The following is a 12,670-nucleotide window of genomic DNA, read 5'->3' as shown; positions in this document are numbered from 1 at the left end:
GGCGAACACCCCGGCCAGCCTCTCGGTTGGCCGGGAGGAATTCGACCTACAGCGCCGCGTCGATTTTCTTGGCAGCGTCTTCACTCACCCACGCATGCCAGACCTCAGGATGTTCCTTGAGGAAGATTTTCGCCAGTTTTGGCGACTCGATACGTTCCTTCGCCATGCGGCCCAGGTTCTGGTTCAGCAGGTCGATCGGCAGGTTGACCTTTTCCAGCACGGCCACCAGCTCCGGCGCTTGCTCGTGGAAGGTCTTGGACAGACCGACCTTGATGGTCACGGTCTTGTCGACGCCCGCTTTTTCTTCCAGTTTGACTGCGTCGATCTGGCCCATCAGCGGGGTTGGCGACCAGTAGTAGAACAGGATCGGCTCGCCACGCTTGTAGCTCGACAGCACCGCCGCATCCAGCGCCGGACCGGTGCCCGGGCGGAAGTTGGTGTAGCTGTTTTCCAGGCCGTAGCTTTTCAGCATTTCGCTGTTGTCCAGCTCGCAGGTCCAGCCGGCCGGGCAGTTGTAGAAGCGGCCCTTGGAAGGCTCTTCGGCGTCCTTGAAGATGGCGGCGTATTTGCCCAGGTCGGCGATGTTTTTCAGGTCCGGCGCCTTGGCTTCGAGTTTGCGTTTGGCGTCGCCTTCGATCACGTAACGCGGCACGTACCAGCCTTCGATCGCCCCCACCACCGGGGCGCCGACACCGACGACCTTGCCGGCCTTCTCGGCCTTGTTCCAGACCTCGCTGCGGCCAACCCATTCTTCGGCGAAGATCTGGATGTCGTTGCTGCTCAGGGCGTTTTCCATGGTGATGGAATTGCCTGGCAGGCTGTCGGTCTTGCAGTCGTAACCTTTCTCCAGCACCACTTGCAGAACGTCGGTCAGCAGCATGCCGCTTTCCCAGTTCAGGCCGGCGAATTTCACCGGTTTGCCGGACTCGCACCAGCCGGCGGCCTGGGTCGCGCCGGCGCTGGCCAGCAGGCCCATGGAAAGCAATGTGGTCAGCAGGGTCTTGTTCGATTTCATTGTTGTGACGCTCCTAATCATGAATTGGCTTACGGCAGTCAAGAGGCATCCAGCCCTGTCCACGTCCAAATCAGGCCTGCGCCGCAGCGCGACCGGCCCCGCTTGTTTTAGGTTGTACAACGCTGTCCTGCTCGACGGGCAGAATCAGTCGATCGGGTACGGTGCCGTGCCATTTTTTCGCGCAGACGTAGTACAGCGCTGCGGGCAGCACGAGACCGATGATCCAGGAAATATCCACATCCCCCAGGGCCGCTACCAATGGACCGGTATAGAACTTGGTGGAAATGAACGGCAGTTGCACCAGCACCCCGAACACGTAAACGCTGATACCGAGGATGTTCCAGCGGCCGTAGCGACCGTTCGGATCCGCCAGCGCCGGTACGTCATAGCGCTCGCGGGTGATGCAGTAGTAGTCCACTAGGTTGATCGCGCTCCACGGCGTGAAAAACGCCAGCAGGAACAGGATGAAGGACTTGAACGCACCGAGGAATGAATGCTGGCCGAGCAGCGCGATCAGGGTCGCCGCGCCGACGATCACCAGCACGAACACCAGACGCTGCATGCGGGTAACCGTCAGGTGGCCACGGAAGCCGCTGATGATGGTCGCGATGCACATGAAGCTGCCGTAGGAGTTCAGGGTGGAGATGGTGACCTTGCCGAACGCGATGCTGAAATACAGCAGCGCGGCGGTGGCACCGGTCCCGCCCAGACCGACGATGTAAGCGACTTCATGACCGGCGAATTGCCCGTTGGCCGAAGCGGCCGCGAACACACCGAGGATCATCGCCACCTGCGCACCAATTACCGAACCGGCACCGGCGGCGAAGAAGGTTTTCACCGAAGACACCTTGCTCGGCAGGTAACGCGAGTAGTCCGCCACGTACGGGCCGAAAGCGATCTGCCAGGAGGCCGCGAGCGACACCGCCAGCAGGAAACTGCTCCAGCTGAAGTGACGGATTTCCAGAAGTGCGCCGACGTCCACCTGACTCATCAGACGGCTGAACAGGTAAACGAAAGCAATCACGCCAATGGCACTGGCGATGCGGCCGATCCAGTGAATCACCCGATAGCCGAGCACCGTGACCACCACGATGACGCTGGCGAAAAGCAGGATGCCGACGGTGTCGCTGACCCCGAACAACTGGCCCAGCGCCTGACCGGACAACACAGTCCCGGTGGCGGTGAAGCCGAGGTACATCAGGCACACCAGCACGATCGGAATCGCCGCGCCGTAAACGCCGAACTGCACCCGGCTGGAAATCATCTGCGGCAGGCCAAGCTTCGGCCCTTGCGCCGCATGCAGCGCCATCACCCCGCCGCCCAGCAGTTGACCGATCAGCAGACCGATCAACGACCAGAACACATCGCCGCCCAGCACCACGGCCAGAGCCCCGGTGACAATCGCGGTGATTTGCAGGTTGGCACCCATCCACAGGGTGAACTGACTGAACAGACGACCGTGTCTTTCCGCTTCCGGGATGTAGTCGATCGAACGCCTTTCGATCAACGGTTTACTGCCTGCACGATCGGTGTTGCCCGCCATGATTCAACCTCTGTGGATTGTTCTGGTTATTGTTGTTGTGGCCCTGCGGGAGCGAGGGTGCCCGCTCCCGCAGATGTTCACTTGCCGGTGATCATCGGCAGGTTCAGCCCTTGTTCCTTGGCGCAGTCGATGGCGATCTGGTAACCGGCATCGGCGTGACGCATGACCCCGGTGCCCGGGTCGTTGTGCAGCACGCGAGCGATACGCTCGGCCGCTTCGTCAGTACCGTCGCAGACAATCACCATGCCCGAGTGCTGGGAGAAGCCCATGCCGACGCCGCCGCCGTGGTGCAGGGACACCCAGGTCGCACCGCTCGCGGTGTTCAGCAGCGCGTTGAGCAGCGGCCAGTCGGAGACTGCATCGGAGCCGTCCTGCATCGATTCGGTTTCGCGGTTCGGGCTGGAGACCGAGCCGGAGTCGAGGTGGTCGCGACCGATCACGATCGGTGCCGACAGCTCGCCGCTGCGGACCATTTCGTTGAACGCCAGACCGAGCTTGGCGCGCAGGCCCAGGCCAACCCAGCAGATACGCGCCGGCAGACCCTGGAAGCTGATGCGCTCGCGGGCCATGTCCAGCCAGTTGTGCAGGTGGGCGTCATCCGGGATCAGCTCTTTGACTTTGGCGTCGGTCTTGTAGATGTCCTGCGGGTCACCGGACAGCGCAGCCCAGCGGAACGGGCCGATGCCACGGCAGAACAGCGGACGGATGTAGGCCGGTACGAAGCCAGGGAAATCGAATGCGTTTTCGACGCCTTCTTCCTGAGCCATCTGACGGATATTGTTGCCGTAGTCAAAGGTCGGCACGCCCATTTTCTGGAAGTCGAGCATGGCTTTGACGTGGACGGCCATTGATTGCTTGGCGGCCTTGACCACAGCAGCTGGCTCGGTCTTGGCGCGGGCGCGGTATTCGTCCCAGGTCCAGCCGGCCGGCAGGTAACCGTTGAGCGGATCGTGGGCGCTGGTCTGGTCGGTGACCATGTCCGGGCGCACGCCGCGCTTGACCAGTTCCGGAAGGATTTCAGCGGCGTTACCGCACAGGGCGATGGAAACGGCCTTGCCTTCGGAGGTGTATTTGGCGATGCGGGCCAGCGCGTCGTCGAGGTCTTTGGCCTGCTCGTCGACGTAACGGGTCTTGAGGCGGAAATCGATGCTGATCTGCTGGCATTCGATGTTCAGCGAGCAGGCACCGGCGAGGGTCGCTGCCAGTGGCTGGGCGCCGCCCATGCCACCGAGGCCGGCGGTCAGGACCCACTTGCCGGTGAGGTTGTCGTTGTAGTGCTGGCGACCGGCTTCAACGAAGGTTTCGTAGGTGCCCTGGACGATGCCTTGGCTGCCGATGTAGATCCAGCTGCCGGCGGTCATCTGGCCGTACATGGCCAGGCCTTTGGCGTCGAGTTCGTTGAAGTGTTCCCAGGTCGCCCAGTGTGGCACCAGGTTGGAGTTGGCGATCAGTACGCGCGGGGCGTTGCTGTGAGTCTTGAACACGCCGACCGGCTTGCCCGATTGCACCAGCAGGGTTTCGTCTTCGTTGAGGTTGGTCAGGCTCTCGACGATCTTGTCGTAGCACTCCCAGTTACGCGCAGCGCGACCGATGCCACCGTAGACCACCAGCTCTTTCGGATTCTCGGCGACTTCCGGGTCGAGGTTGTTCATCAGCATGCGCAGCGGCGCTTCGGTCAGCCAGCTCTTGGCGGTCAGCTTGTTGCCGCGGGCGGCACGGATTTCGACGTCACGAAACTTAGTGGTTTTGTTGTCAGTCACGAAAAAGACTCCTCAGCGATCAATTCAAACCAACCCTGGCAGTGGGCAAGCAGCCTGTGCGCATCAGTGCGCGACAAGCGAATCAGTGGACGCTGCGGAGAGTCTCGATCGACTCATACGCATACGTCTTTACTTGTACATACAAGCATATGCAATCAAGCGGCCAACTTGTTGGAGGGTCGTTCAACAAAAATCCCGGACAGGGCTGCAGAGCGCCTGATTCAAGGGTTCAGGCGCTCATGAAATTTTTCGCGGGGTGGATTGAGGGTAGCGAGAGGTTGTTACGAAAGCGTGGTTTTGCGCCACACTGGGGCGTTCGGTAACAAGTTGGTGCGCATTTCGGGAACGTCGGGACGAAAAAAAACCGCTGCGTTCAAAGCAGCGGTTTTTGATCGTTCCCACACAGAGCGTGTGAAGGAATCAGCGTGAGGACAGTTCGATCACGCAGCAGCCGGCATTGACGGCAATCTCGGTCAGCCCGGTGTTACCGTCCAGTTGCAGGCAGTCATGGCGGCCGAGTTGCGAGGCGCTGTCACCGACCGTGACCTCCAGCAGTTCACTGACGCTGAAGACCAGCACGGTGCTCGCCGAACTGAAAAACCGCTGTTCGCCGTCCAGCCATTGCAGGCGTGCGCTGTAACGCTGGGGTGAGTAGATCAGGTTGAAGTCGCGGATTGCGCCACCGAGCAAGGTGCAGGACACCTGGCTCTCGCCGCTGAAGGCAAACGGGTCGAGGGGTAACAACGGCCGGGTATCGTCGCCATCGACACACAGGGTCATGCCGTCGCCCTGCAATACCGTGATCACTCGCTGGTAACCGGCGAAGGTCGAAAAGCCGCCGGATTCGGCGATGTCGGCAATCGACAGACGCCAGCCAAAACCGTCGAGACCGGCGCTGGCGTCACGGGTGATTTCCTCGGTGCTGCCGCCGCCGTTTTTCCACGGCATGCGCGGGTAGCCTTCGGCGCGTAATACCTTCAACTCTTTCATTTATGAAACCGACCTTCCAGACGATGACGAGAACCGGGGTGGATCAGGCGCGCCGCCGTCACCGGCTGACGACCCGACCACGTACGACGGCGGATCAGCAGGCACGGCTCGCCTTTTTCGATCTGCAGCAATTTGCATTCGGACGCTTCGGCAAGGATCGCTTCGACCACGTGCTCGCCTTCGGTCAGCGGCGCGACCTGGTTCAGATAGGCGTAAGGCGTTTGCAGGGTGAAGTCCTGCTTGAGGTATTCCGGGGCGACCAACGCGTTGACGAAACGGTCTTCGATCTGCACCGGAATGTCGTTTTCGTAATGCACGATCAGCGAGTGAAAGACCTTCTGCCCTTCGCGCATGTCCAGCGCCAGCGCACGTTCGGAACCGGCGGCCTCTTCTTCCAGTGTGATGACCTGACAGGTGTGGCGATGGCCACGGGAGGCGATTTCGTCCGCGATGTTGTGCACTTCGAACAGCGCCGACTGGCTCTTCGGTTCGGCGACAAAAGTGCCGACGCCTTGCATGCGCACCAGCAGACCGTCGGCGGTCATTTCCCGCAGCGCGCGGTTGATGGTCATGCGGCTGAAACCCAACTGGCTGACCAGCTCGCTTTCCGACGGCACGCGGTAATGCGGCGGCCAGTTACCGCTGTCGATCTGCTGGGTGATCATCTGTTTGACGCGGGCGTACAAGGGCGCCGGACTGTCGCCCATGTTCGCGGCCAACGGGGAGACTGGAGGCGGAGTCGGCACGGTGGATCCCTGTTCATTGGATGAAAGTTGCTAGCTTGCCGGAGTTTACCGGGCAGGCAAACGTCTGTATATGTATATACAAATAACACACGATGGGGTGCTGAACCATGTCCGCCTTCTTTGCCGAACGCGCGCTGCTGCCTAACGGATGGGCCAACAATGTACGTCTCGAGGTCAGCGCCGATGGCGTGCTGACCCGAATCCAGGCCGATTCCACCGCAGATGGCGCCGAACGGCTGAGCGGTCCGCTGCTGCCGGGGATGCCGAATCTGCACTCCCACGCGTTTCAGCGAGCGATGGCGGGACTGGCGGAAGTGGCCGGCAATCCCAACGACAGTTTCTGGACCTGGCGCGATCTGATGTACCGGCTCGTCGGAAAAATCAGCCCCGACCAGCTCGGTGTGATTGCCCGTCAGCTGTACATCGAAATGCTCAAGGCCGGTTACACCTCGGTCGCCGAATTCCATTACGTCCACCACGATCACAACGGCCAGCCATACGCCGACCCGGCCGAACTGGCGTTACGCATCAGCCAGGCGGCCAGCTCGGCCGGCATCGGCCTGACCTTGCTGCCCGTGCTCTACAGCCACAGCGGTTTCGGTGGCCAGACCCCGAACGAAGGCCAGCGCCGCTTCATCAACAGCACCGAAAATTACCTGAATCTGCAATCGCGTCTGCAACCCCTGCTGGCGCAGCAAAAGGCGCAGTCGCTGGGCCTGTGCTTCCACTCGTTGCGCGCGGTCACGCCGCAGCAGATCAGCGAAGTGCTGGCGGCCAGCGACCAGCAATGCCCGGTGCACATCCACATCGCCGAGCAGCAGAAGGAAGTCGATGACTGCCTGAGCTGGAGCGGTCGTCGTCCGCTGCAATGGCTGTACGAAAACACCGAAGTCGATCAGCGCTGGTGCCTGGTGCACGCGACCCACGCCAATCCGGAAGAAGTCACGCTGATGGCCAAAAGTCGCGCCATCGCCGGCCTGTGCCTGACCACCGAGGCCAACCTCGGCGACGGGATTTTCCCGGCGGTGGATTTCATCGCTCAGGGCGGGCGCATGGGAATTGGTTCCGACAGCCATGTGTCGTTGAGCGTGGTAGAGGAATTGCGTTGGCTGGAATACGGCCAGCGTCTGCGCGATCAGCGACGCAATCGCTTGTATGGCGCGGATCAGCCGATGGTCGGCCGTACGCTGTATGACGCGGCGCTGGACGGTGGCGCTCAGGCGCTGGGCCAGCCGATCGGCGCGCTGGAAGTCGGCAAGCGTGCCGACTGGATTGTGCTCGATGGCAGCGATCCCTATCTGGCCACGGCCAGCGGTGACGGGATTCTCAATCGCTGGCTGTTTGCCGGTGGCGATCGCCAGGTGCGCGACGTGCTGGTCAACGGTCAGTGGGTCGTGCGCGAGGGGCGACATGCCGGGGAAGAGGACAGCAATCGCGCCTTTACCCAGGTCCTGCGAGACCTTTTGGGCTGACACAAAAAAACCTGTGGGATTGTCCTCCACAGGTTTTTTTCACCTCTGTTACTGATCGTTCCCACGCTCTGCGTGGGAATGCAGCCCGGGACGCTCCGCGTCCCAAAAGCGGACGCAGAGCGTCCATTGAGGCATTCCCACGCGGAGCGTGGGAACGATCAGAACAGGAGAAGTCAGTTGGACGTCTTGGCCATCTGCTGATCCGAAGTACGCCAGATCAGGCGCGTGGTGTCATAACCCTGCTGACGCGCCTTGCTCAGCAGTTCCTCACGCACCACACCGTTGACGGTCGGCGTGCGGGACAACAGCCACAGGTAGCGACGACTCGGGTCGCCCACGAGGGCGGTCTTGTAGTCATCGCTGACGTACAGCACCCAGTATTGACCCTTCGCCACACCCGGAATCAGACGCGAGAACCAGGTATCAAATTCGACCCACAGCTTGTCGGTCTTGCCCGGCACCTGTGGATAAGCCGTGCCTTTGACTTCTTCCCACGTCCAGTCCGCCGTCAGGCAGCGGTTGTACACCGCGATATTGCCGTCGGGCTTTAGGGAATAACGGGCTTCGGATTGCGCGCAGTTGCGCTGGAAATACATCGGCAGACGCGCCAGTTCGTACCAGGTGCCCTGGTAACGCTTGAGATTGACACTGTTGACCGTCTTCGGCGCCAGCGGATCTTCACCGGACGTGGCGCAGCCGGCCAATACCAGGCCGGCCAAAAGGACAAGCAATAACCGCTTCATTGTTTTTCTCCCGTGGGCGCGTAGCCCCGGTTTACTTCAGGCCTTGGCCGGAAAACATCAGCACTTTGTCACCGGCGTACTGCACGCTGATAAAGCTGTTCTTGTCGCCCCAGGTGCAACTGGACATGCCGAGCGCGCCCGAGCAATCGGTGGGCTTGCCAAGCAGCGTCTCCACTTCGGCCTTGGCCATGCCGGCCGAGAGCTTCGAATAGTTTTCCTGATTGACCTTGCTGCATGCGGCCAACAGCACGCAAAACGACAGAAGGGCGATAGATCGCAGCGACATGGTGTAACTCCTGGAACGGAAGGGGGATGGCATGGCGCCAACCAGAAGCTTAGAAGAGAAAACCCCTGTCTGGTTCCCTGGGAGGATGGCTATTTGTTAGCCCGCTCGTCCGTCTTTCGCCGGTAAATCAGACAGTTTGTAAGGCTATCGAGCATTTCGTCGCTTTTAGCAAAAAGCGCCTAATCTTTGGCGCGCGGCGGTCGAAATAAGAGCAGCGCAAAGCCCCAGAGTGTGGCAAATTGCCACCCTTTCTTGACCAGCCCCTTCGCGGTAGCTCACTTAATGACCAGAAACATGAAATTCAGCCACAAGATCTTGTTGGCTGCCGCCCTCGTGGTGGCCGTTGCGTTCGCCTGTTTCATTTTGTTCAACGACTATCGCCAGCGCGAAGCCCTGCAAAGCAGCACCGAAGCGTCGATGCAGGAACTGGGCAGCCTGACCACCAGCAACATCCAGACCTGGCTGGAAAGCCGCATCCAGTTGCTGCAATCGATGGCGCAACAGGTTGTCGCCGACGGCAACGCCCCGGCCAGCCTGAAACGCATCATCGACCTGCCCGCCTACACCGGCAATTTCCAGCTCAGCTACTTCGGCGGCGCCGACGGCGTGATGTTCTCGGTCCCGGCCGGCAACCGCGCGCCGGATTACGATCCGCGCGCCCGTGGCTGGTACAAGGCGGCCAACGCTGCGCAACAGACCATCGTCACCGAACCGTACATCGCCGCCTCGTCGGGCAAACTGGTGATCACCGTCGCTACCCCGGTGCAGCGCCAGGGCCAGATGATCGGTGTGGCCGGCGCCGACATTGATCTGTCCAGCGTCAGCGCGATCATCAACTCGCTGAACTTCGGCGGCCACGGTCACGCGTTCATCGTCGGCGCCGACGGCAAGATCCTGATCCACCCGGACAGCAAACTGGTGCTCAAGACTCTGGCCGAGGCCTATCCCAACGGTGCGCCGAAAGTCAGCCCGGGCCTGAAAGAAGTCGAGTTCGACGGCAAGACCCAGTTGATCTCCTTCACCCACGTCAACGGCGTGCCGTCGGCCGACTGGTACGTGGCGCTGGTGCTGGACAAGGACACCGCGTTCTCGATGCTCAGCGAATTCCGCACCTCGGCGCTGATCGCCATGGTCATTGCCGTGGTGATCATCATCGCCCTGCTCGGCATGCTGATCCGCGTGCTGATGCAGCCGCTGCTCACCATGGGCCGCGCCATGCACGACATCGCCGAAGGCGAAGGTGACCTGACCAAACGCCTGACCATCCACGGCCATGATGAATTCGGTGCGCTGGGGCTGTCGTTCAACCGTTTCGTCGAGCGCATCCACACCTCGATCCGCGAAGTCTCCTCGGCCACCGGCCAGGTCAACGAAGTCGCCCTGCGCGTGGTCGCGGCGTCCAACTCGTCGATGTTCAACTCCGACCAGCAGGCCTCGCGCACCAACAGCGTGGCCGCCGCGATCAACCAGCTCGGCGCCGCCGCCCAGGAAATCGCCCAGAACGCTGCCCTCGCCTCGCAACACTCAAGCGACGCGCGCAGCCTGGCCGAAGACGGCCAGCAGGTTGTGGATAAAACCATCCACGCGATGCAGCAGCTGTCGGCGAAGATCAGCGACTCCTGCGGCAACATCGAAACCCTGAACAGCAACACCGTGAACATCGGGCAGATTCTGGAAGTGATCACCAGCATCTCCCAGCAGACCAACCTGCTGGCGCTCAACGCCGCCATCGAAGCGGCCCGTGCCGGTGAAGCCGGTCGCGGATTCGCCGTGGTCGCCGACGAAGTGCGCAACCTGGCACACCGCACCCAGGATTCGGCGCAGCAAGTGCAGAAGATGATTGAAGAGCTGCAAGTCGGCGCGCGTCAGGCGGTCGGCATCATGACCGAGAGCCAGCGTGAGAGCGAAAGCAGCGTCGGCATCGCCAACCAGGCCGGCGAACGTCTGGGCAGCGTGACCCAGCGCATCGGCGAGATCGACGGCATGAACCAGTCGGTGGCGACGGCGACTGAAGAGCAGACGGCGGTGGTCGAGTCGATCAACGTCGATATCAACGAGATCAACACGCTGAACCAGGAAGGCGTGGAGAACTTGCAGGCGACGTTGCGGGCTTGTGCGGATCTGGAGCAGCAGGCTGCTCGGCTGAAGCAGTTGGTGGGTAGCTTCAGAATCTGAAGATCAAGAGCTTACCCCCTCACCCCAACCCTCTCCCCCAAGGGGGCGAGGGGAAAGGGAGCCGATCTCTGTCGCTTTCCAGACCTGAGTTCAACTCGGTATTTCAAGTCAGCGTAACTCGAACATCCAACTCGGTCAGTCCCCTCTCCCTCCGGGAGAGGGTTAGGGTGAGGGCTGGTTTTTGAGGTTGCCGAAAATCGCCCTAAAACCGCGACCCCGGCTCTTTCAAAAACGCCAACTCCTCAACCGTAGACTCCCGCCCCAACACCGCATTGCGATGCGGAAACCGCCCAAACCGCGCAATCACCCGCTGATGCCGCTCGGCATAATCCAGGTTGTCGGCAAACACCCCGCGCTCCGCTTCCGGCTGTTCCGCCACCAGCTCGATGAATCGGGAGACCGCTTCATTCTGCACCGCGAGGTTTTCGCAGTGTTCGAAGACGAGGTAGATGAAGAGTCGCTGGATCGGTTTCAACTGCCGATCGAAGTCTGCGGCAATCCCCTGAGCCACCAGTTTCTGTGCCCGTAGATCACCGGAAAAAGCCTTGGGCGTATCGCGAAAAATCATTCGCGGGAGTTGGTCGAGCAACAGCACCACCGCCAGCCAGCCTTCGGGACGTTGCGTCCACTCGGTCAATTCGCCAGCGAGAGCCTGATCGACAAAGACCCCGAAACGCTCACGCGCTTCGAGGTCCTGGCTGCCTTTCTTGCCGAACCACAACTTGCCCTGTTGCGCCGAAACTTCAGTGGCTGATTCGGCATGACCGAACCACCAATCGAGCAACGGCTGCCAGGGCGCGTTCATGGTTTATTCCTTGTGGTAAGCCGTGGCGCGGGCGACTTCTTCTTTCGAGCCGAGGAACACCGCTACGCGCTGGTGCAGGCCTTCAGGCTTGATGTCGAGAATGCGCTGGTGACCGTCGGTGGAAGCGCCGCCCGCCTGTTCCACCAGGAACGACATCGGGTTGGCTTCGTACATCAGGCGCAGCTTGCCTGGCTTGGACGGCTCGCGGCTGTCGCGCGGGTACATGAACAGACCGCCACGGGTCAGGATGCGGTGCACGTCGGCAACCATCGCCGCAACCCAACGCATGTTGTAGTTCTTTTTCAGCGGGCCTTCTTCACCGGCCAGCAGTTCCGAAACATAGCGTTGTACCGGAGCTTCCCAGTGGCGCTGGTTGGACATGTTGATGGCGAATTCCTGGGTGGATTCAGGAATGGTGATGTCTTCGTGGGTCAGGACGAAGCTGCCCATTTCGCGGTCCAGGGTGAAGCCTTTGACACCGTGGCCCAGGGTCAGCACCAGCATGGTTTGCGGGCCGTAGATCGCATAACCGGCGGCAACTTGCTGAGTGCCTGGCTGCAGGAAGGCCTTTTCATCCAGGGCTTCGTTCTGGCTCAGGTATTCGTTCGGGCAACGCAGCACGGAGAAGATGGTGCCGACCGGGGCGTTGATGTCGATGTTCGACGAACCGTCCAGCGGGTCGAATACCAACAGGTAGGCGCCTTTCGGGTATTTGCCCGGGATCTGGTAGGCGTTGTCCATTTCTTCGGACGCCATGCCGGCCAGGTGACCGCCCCACTCGTTGGCTTCGAGCAGGATTTCGTTCGACAGCACGTCGAGCTTCTTCTGCACTTCGCCTTGCACGTTTTCCGTGCCCATGCTGCCCAGAACACCGCCCAGGGCGCCTTTGGACACGGCGTGGCTGATCTCTTTACAGGCACGCGCCACCACTTCGATCAGGAAGCGCAGATCGGCAGGAGTGTTGTTGCTGCGGGTCTGCTCAATCAAATAGCGACTCAGGGTAACGCGGGACATGGACGGCTCCGGTGGAATGGGGGGCTAAAAACCCGCGCAGTTTACAGGGAGTCTGAAACCGTAGCGAGCAATGACGCCCGGTAACGTGCGTCGGGTGCAATTCCTGCTATCAGACGTGATC

Annotated in this window: 11 protein-coding genes; 2 read left to right on the top strand and 9 right to left on the bottom strand. The window is 61.1% G+C overall.

Annotated elements, in window-relative coordinates; genetic code table 11:
* Nucleotides 1–46: 46 nt before the first annotated feature.
* From ABFB52_RS02880 to hutC, 5 genes are all read right to left on the bottom strand, one after another.
* The gene (locus ABFB52_RS02880) at nt 47–1,015 is read right to left on the bottom strand and encodes an ABC transporter substrate-binding protein (protein WP_085746394.1); all 969 of its coding nucleotides are present in this window, start codon (nt 1,013–1,015) and stop codon (nt 47–49) included.
* 70 nt (nt 1,016–1,085) lie between these two features.
* Nucleotides 1,086–2,558, bottom strand: a complete 1,473-nt coding sequence (locus tag ABFB52_RS02875; protein WP_074689534.1) for a cytosine permease — start codon at nt 2,556–2,558, stop codon at nt 1,086–1,088.
* Nucleotides 2,559–2,635: 77 nt separating this feature from the next.
* Nucleotides 2,636–4,318, bottom strand: coding sequence for a urocanate hydratase (gene hutU, locus ABFB52_RS02870; protein WP_039764719.1), 1,683 nt, complete (start codon nt 4,316–4,318; stop codon nt 2,636–2,638).
* 420 nt (nt 4,319–4,738) lie between these two features.
* Entirely contained in the window at nt 4,739–5,308 is a 570-nt protein-coding gene (locus tag ABFB52_RS02865; protein WP_129972274.1) for a HutD family protein, read from the bottom strand.
* A complete protein-coding gene (hutC, locus tag ABFB52_RS02860; protein WP_170844914.1) occupies nt 5,305–6,015 on the bottom strand; it encodes a histidine utilization repressor in 711 nt (236 codons plus the stop codon). The genes ABFB52_RS02865 and hutC overlap by 4 nt, the downstream gene beginning before the upstream one ends.
* Before the next feature lie 146 nt (nt 6,016–6,161).
* On the opposite strand from hutC, the gene ABFB52_RS02855 reads away from it, so the two are divergent.
* The gene (locus ABFB52_RS02855; protein WP_129972273.1) at nt 6,162–7,526 is read left to right on the top strand and encodes a formimidoylglutamate deiminase; all 1,365 of its coding nucleotides are present in this window, start codon (nt 6,162–6,164) and stop codon (nt 7,524–7,526) included.
* Between the two features lie 173 nt (nt 7,527–7,699).
* Here the strand turns inward: ABFB52_RS02855 and ABFB52_RS02850 are convergent, their stop codons facing one another.
* Entirely contained in the window at nt 7,700–8,269 is a 570-nt protein-coding gene (locus ABFB52_RS02850) for a lipocalin family protein (RefSeq protein ID WP_085746391.1), read from the bottom strand.
* A gap of 31 nt (nt 8,270–8,300) precedes the next feature.
* On the bottom strand, nt 8,301–8,555 hold the full coding sequence (locus tag ABFB52_RS02845; protein ID WP_007952486.1) for a hypothetical protein: 255 nt from the start codon (nt 8,553–8,555) through the stop codon (nt 8,301–8,303).
* A 282-nt stretch (nt 8,556–8,837) separates the two neighbouring features.
* Between ABFB52_RS02845 and ABFB52_RS02840 the strand changes: the two genes are divergently transcribed.
* Nucleotides 8,838–10,730, top strand: a complete 1,893-nt coding sequence (locus ABFB52_RS02840; protein WP_207252705.1) for a methyl-accepting chemotaxis protein — start codon at nt 8,838–8,840, stop codon at nt 10,728–10,730.
* Between the two features lie 202 nt (nt 10,731–10,932).
* On the opposite strand, the gene ABFB52_RS02835 is transcribed toward ABFB52_RS02840, so the two are convergent.
* Both ABFB52_RS02835 and ABFB52_RS02830 read right to left on the bottom strand, forming a co-directional pair.
* Nucleotides 10,933–11,535: a DUF924 family protein gene (locus tag ABFB52_RS02835; protein WP_129972272.1), complete on the bottom strand. Its 603-nt coding sequence runs from the start codon at nt 11,533–11,535 to the stop codon at nt 10,933–10,935.
* Nucleotides 11,536–11,538: 3 nt separating this feature from the next.
* Nucleotides 11,539–12,549 carry a class 1 fructose-bisphosphatase gene (locus ABFB52_RS02830; protein WP_007952492.1) on the bottom strand — a complete coding sequence of 337 codons (1,011 nt, stop codon included), beginning with the start codon at nt 12,547–12,549 and terminating at the stop codon, nt 11,539–11,541.
* Between the last annotated feature and the right edge of the window lie 121 nt (nt 12,550–12,670).

Source organism: Pseudomonas sp. 9.2(2024) (assembly GCF_039695385.1).
Lineage (GTDB): Bacteria > Pseudomonadota > Gammaproteobacteria > Pseudomonadales > Pseudomonadaceae > Aquipseudomonas > Aquipseudomonas paraglycinae.
Note: the sequence above shows the minus strand (reverse complement) of the source record. Positions and strands in the feature narration are given on the sequence as shown.

Excerpts from the sequence above, each read along its gene's own strand:
- ABFB52_RS02880 (WP_085746394.1), bottom strand. The coding sequence starts at position 1,015 with ATGAAATCGAACAAGACCCTGCTGACCACATTGCTTTCCATGGGCCTG.
- ABFB52_RS02875 (WP_074689534.1), bottom strand. The coding sequence starts at position 2,558 with ATGGCGGGCAACACCGATCGTGCAGGCAGTAAACCGTTGATCGAAAGG.
- ABFB52_RS02865 (WP_129972274.1), bottom strand. The coding sequence starts at position 5,308 with ATGAAAGAGTTGAAGGTATTACGCGCCGAAGGCTACCCGCGCATGCCG.
- hutC (WP_170844914.1), bottom strand. The coding sequence starts at position 6,015 with ATGGGCGACAGTCCGGCGCCCTTGTACGCCCGCGTCAAACAGATGATC.
- ABFB52_RS02855 (WP_129972273.1), top strand. The coding sequence starts at position 6,162 with ATGTCCGCCTTCTTTGCCGAACGCGCGCTGCTGCCTAACGGATGGGCC.
- ABFB52_RS02850 (WP_085746391.1), bottom strand. The coding sequence starts at position 8,269 with ATGAAGCGGTTATTGCTTGTCCTTTTGGCCGGCCTGGTATTGGCCGGC.
- ABFB52_RS02845 (WP_007952486.1), bottom strand. The coding sequence starts at position 8,555 with ATGTCGCTGCGATCTATCGCCCTTCTGTCGTTTTGCGTGCTGTTGGCC.
- ABFB52_RS02840 (WP_207252705.1), top strand. The coding sequence starts at position 8,838 with ATGACCAGAAACATGAAATTCAGCCACAAGATCTTGTTGGCTGCCGCC.
- ABFB52_RS02835 (WP_129972272.1), bottom strand. The coding sequence starts at position 11,535 with ATGAACGCGCCCTGGCAGCCGTTGCTCGATTGGTGGTTCGGTCATGCC.
- ABFB52_RS02830 (WP_007952492.1), bottom strand. The coding sequence starts at position 12,549 with ATGTCCCGCGTTACCCTGAGTCGCTATTTGATTGAGCAGACCCGCAGC.